This is a genomic window from Pseudomonas sp. PB106 (genome assembly GCF_009764645.1).
In the GTDB taxonomy this organism is placed as follows: Bacteria; Pseudomonadota; Gammaproteobacteria; order Pseudomonadales; family Pseudomonadaceae; genus Aquipseudomonas.
In genome coordinates this window covers 1-4,086 of the sequence record NZ_RWIM01000054.1, presented here as the reverse complement: position 1 = coordinate 4,086, position 4,086 = coordinate 1, and the positions used below count along the sequence as shown (strand labels likewise).

The window sequence follows — 4,086 nt, the reverse complement described above, 5'->3', positions numbered from 1 at the left end:
AGCCTTCGGCAGCTCCTACACAAATCCCCTGTAGGAGCTGCCGAAGGCTGCGATCTTTTTTATGGGGACTACACTGGAATTCGCCTCAAGACAAAATCCCTGATCTGAGCACTGGACATGCCGCAAAAGCGGGTTCACCTTAGGGGCGCTGTCGTCCAATTCCTAGAAAGTCTGGAGTCCTTATGTCGCTTACCCCTGAGTTGGTTGCCGAACTGGAAGTCCTCGCACTCTTTCCCCTGGACAGTTCCCAGGAAGGTTTGAAAATTCATCAGACCGCTGCCCCGAAACATATTTCTGCCGCCAAACGCCTCTTTGAAAAAGACCTGACCGATCAGCCCGATGGCGGTTATCTGACCAGCCTCGGTCGCGACGCTGCACAAAATGTGCAAACCGTGCTGACCATTCTGAGAGAGCAGGAAACCGCCTGATCCACCCTGACTTCGCCCACGGGAACTCCTGCCACGGGATTTCCGCGGGCCTGCCTGTTTGTCCGCGATAGAAATCTGACGTCAAAAAACAAATTCAGCTTAAAAGTCCCGCTGCGCTAAGGCTAAACTGCCTCCCATTCCGAGACCCTCTTCGTCCGAGCCTGCGAGCCGGTTTGAGCTGACATGACGCGCACCCACGAAATCCGCCCCGACCTGGACGAAGGCATTGACCGCAAGGTCCTCAGCCAACTGCGCGCGCGGTTTCTCAAACTCAATGAAGGCCGCCTCGGCCGTGCCCTTGAAGGCTTGTCGACGCGCCAGCAAAGCGTGTTGACGCTGCTGCCGCTGTTCTTTCACGTCAATCATCCGCTGTTGCCGGGTTATGTCTCGGGCAGCACACCGGCCGGAGTGTCCAATTACGAGCCGGACACCGATGCGCTTGCCGAAGCCCAGCGCCTGACCCGTTCGTTTTCCTACAAGCCGCGCCATGGCAGTAATCCGCCGCGTCCGATTCACGGTCTGTTCCTGATGGGCAGCCTTGGCACGCTGGCGCAGGCCGATCAGAGCGACATGGACGTGTGGGTCTGCCACGCCCCAGACCTGAGCGAAAGCGAACTCGTTGAACTGAGCAAAAAATGCCAGTTGCTCGAAACCTGGGCGGCCAGCCAAGGTGCCGAAGCACATTTCTTTCTGATCGACCCGGTGCGCTTCGTCAAAGGTGAACGCGACACCCAGCTCAGTTCGGAAAACTGCGGCACCACTCAGCACTATCTGCTCCTCGACGAGTTTTACCGCACCGCGATCTGGCTCGCCGGGCGCACGCCGATCTGGTGGCTGGTGCCGGTTTATGAGGAAACCACTTATGACCAGTACACCCACACGTTGCTGTCGAAGCGTTTTATTCGCGCCGACGAAACCCTCGACCTCGGCCACTTGGCGACGATTCCACCGGGCGAGTTCATCGGCGCCGGTTTGTGGCAGCTGTTCAAGGGCATCGAGTCACCGTACAAATCAGTACTCAAACTGCTGCTGACCGAGGTCTATGCCAGCGAACACCCGCACGTGCAGTGCCTGAGCCTGCGCTTCAAGAAAGCCGTGTTCGCCAATCAGCTCGATCTCGATGAGCTGGATCCGTACATGGTCGTGTACCGGCGCATCGAGGAATATCTGACTGCGCGCAATGAGCCGGAGCGCCTGGAACTGGTGCGCCGCGCTTTGTACCTGAAGGTCAATCGCAAGCTCACCGGCAACAGCCGCACCCAAGGCTGGCAACGTTCTCTGCTCGAACGACTGGCCGGCGAATGGCATTGGGATCAACGCCAGCTCGCCCTGCTCGACAGCCGCAGCCAGTGGAAAGTCCGTCAGGTCAGTGCCGAGCGCCGCGCGCTGGTCAATGAGCTGAATTACAGCTACCGCTTCCTGACCCAGTTTGCCCGCACCGAGCAGACCGTCAGCCTGATCAACAAGCGTGATCTCAACGTCCTCGGCCGTCGTCTCTACGCTGCGTTCGAACGCAAGGCCGACAAGGTTGAGTTCATCAATCCCGGCATCGCCCCGGATCTGGCTGAAGACACTTTGACCCTGGTGCAGTCGCGCAATAAAAAGGAGCCCGGGCAAACTCAGTGGGGTCTGTACAACGGCAGCCTGACCGCGCTGGAGTGGGAACACTTCGCACCGATCAAGCGCAGTCGCGAGCTGCTCGAACTGCTGACCTGGTGCCACCGCAACGGCGTGATCGACAGCAGCACGCGACTGGCCCTGCATCCCGGCACCAGCGATCTGAGCGAATTCGAGCTGTTCAACCTGCTCGGCAGCCTGCAACAGTGCATCGCCCTGCCCTTGGCCACCGTGGCCGAAGAGCCGTTGCTGCGCGCCGCCGTGCCGAGTGAAGTGCTGATGCTGGTCAACGTCGGGGTCGACCCGCTCAAGCATCACCGCGACCTGAACATTCTGATGACCACCGAGCGCACTGACTCATTGAGCTACGCCGGTGTGCGCGAAAACCTCGTGCTGACCCTCGATCAAGTCACGCTCAACAGTTGGAACGAGGTGCTGGTCAACCGCTTCGACGGCCCGCACGCCCTGCTCGATTGCCTGCGCGATTACCTCAACAACCTGCCACGCGGGCCGTTGCAACCGTCGTTGAAGGTGCGCTGTTTCTGCCACAACCGCGCGCAGTTCATTGCCCGTCGCGTCGAGGAAATCGTCGACACCGCGCAGAATCTGCTGTTAAGCGAATTGAATCACCGCTATCTGATTCAGGTGCAGCAGCACTATCACGTTTTGGAATTGGTGCCGGGCCAGGTCAACCATGTTGCCCTCGCCACGCTGCCGGCGTTGCTGGATTACCTCGGTGAGGAGCAGCCGCGCTACAGCCCGCTGCACCTGGACCCGATGGCGCTGGAAGAACACGATCTCGCGCTGATCCTGCCGATGGGCCAGCCGGAATGCATTCAAGTGTTTTACCGGATCACCGAGCAGCAGGCCGAGCTGTACGTGCTGGATGAATTCAATGCTTTGTGGCAGCAGCATTTGCCGTACCACGACGAGCAGAGTCTGCTGGTGCCGCTGCAGCGCTTCCTGCAATCGATCCTGTTCCGCCGCGAAGCGGTGCTGCCGATGGACGCGAGCCCGGAGGTGCGTCTCGAAACGTTGTATTACCAGTTATTGCCTTCGGGTCCGGGACGCGCACGGCGGGTCGAAGCGCGGCCAGCGCCGCAAACGCCGGTGAACAAGCCGTTCTACGACGTGCAAGCGATCGTCGGCAAAGCCGCACCGGGCGAAGTGCAGGTCACTTTGTATTGCAATCAACGGGAATTCAGCGAGCTGGAACATGGCGACCAGCTGTTCAGCGTAGTCGCCCGGGAGATCGTCGAGCAGCGCCGCGACAGCGAACGCTATCGCTGCTACATCACCGATCTGGACCTGTCGGGCCTGCTCGGTGATGGGCAGAGTTCAAGCAATCTGTATCTGCGCTACAAGGCTGACCTGGAGCGCGCCCTGAACGAGGCGCTCGAACAGGTCTGAGGCGGGATTACTCGGGGAAGGCGCCACCGTTGGCCGGCTGCGACTCGACTTCGAGCAAGGTCAGCTTGAGAGTCTTGCCACCCGGAGCCGGCCAGTCGATGTGCTGACCGACCTTCAAGCCCAGCAATGCACTGCCGACGGGCGCCAGAATCGAGATCTTGCCTTCATCGGCGTTGGCGTCCTTGGGATAGACCAGCGTCAGGTGGTAGTCCTTGCCACTGCCTTCTTCGCGGCAATGCACACGGGAATTCATGGTCACGACATCGGCGGGCACTTCATCGTGGCCGACCACGGTGTCGGCGCGGTCCAGCTCGGTTTGCAGCGCAATCACGCCCGGCGCAGCCTGGTCTTTCTCGTTCAGGTTGTCGATCAGGCGCTCCAGACGTTGCACGTCCAGACGGGTAAGGGTGATGGAAGGTGCGGTCATGATCCGGGCAGACTCCTTTCTTCTGCACACAAAAAAAGCAAAACCCCGCCAAAAAAGACGGGGTTTTCACCAGGCCTCGATGGGTTGAGGCGTATTCGGACACTATCACAGCTCAAAAAATATACAAGTCACCCACCCGGCCAACCCTGAAGGAGCTGCCGCAGGCTGCGATCTTTTGATCTTAAATCTTTAAAAGCAAAAGAT

Annotated in this window: 3 protein-coding genes; 2 read left to right on the top strand and 1 reads right to left on the bottom strand. The window is 59.5% G+C overall.

Annotated elements, in window-relative coordinates:
• Nucleotides 1–182: 182 nt before the first annotated feature.
• Together EJA71_RS07470 and EJA71_RS07465 are read left to right on the top strand one after the other, a co-directional pair.
• Nucleotides 183–428 carry a TIGR02647 family protein gene (locus tag EJA71_RS07470; protein ID WP_008084565.1) on the top strand — a complete coding sequence of 82 codons (246 nt, stop codon included), beginning with the start codon at nucleotides 183–185 and terminating at the stop codon, nucleotides 426–428.
• A gap of 183 nt (nucleotides 429–611) precedes the next feature.
• Entirely contained in the window at nucleotides 612–3,455 is a 2,844-nt protein-coding gene (locus EJA71_RS07465) for a class I adenylate cyclase (protein WP_158955572.1), read from the top strand.
• Nucleotides 3,456–3,462: 7 nt separating this feature from the next.
• Here EJA71_RS07465 and rnk read toward each other — a convergent pair whose 3' ends face one another.
• Nucleotides 3,463–3,882 (bottom strand): nucleoside diphosphate kinase regulator, encoded by a 420-nt coding sequence (gene rnk, locus EJA71_RS07460; RefSeq protein ID WP_053124969.1) that lies wholly within the window; start codon nucleotides 3,880–3,882, stop codon nucleotides 3,463–3,465.
• Between the last annotated feature and the right edge of the window lie 204 nt (nucleotides 3,883–4,086).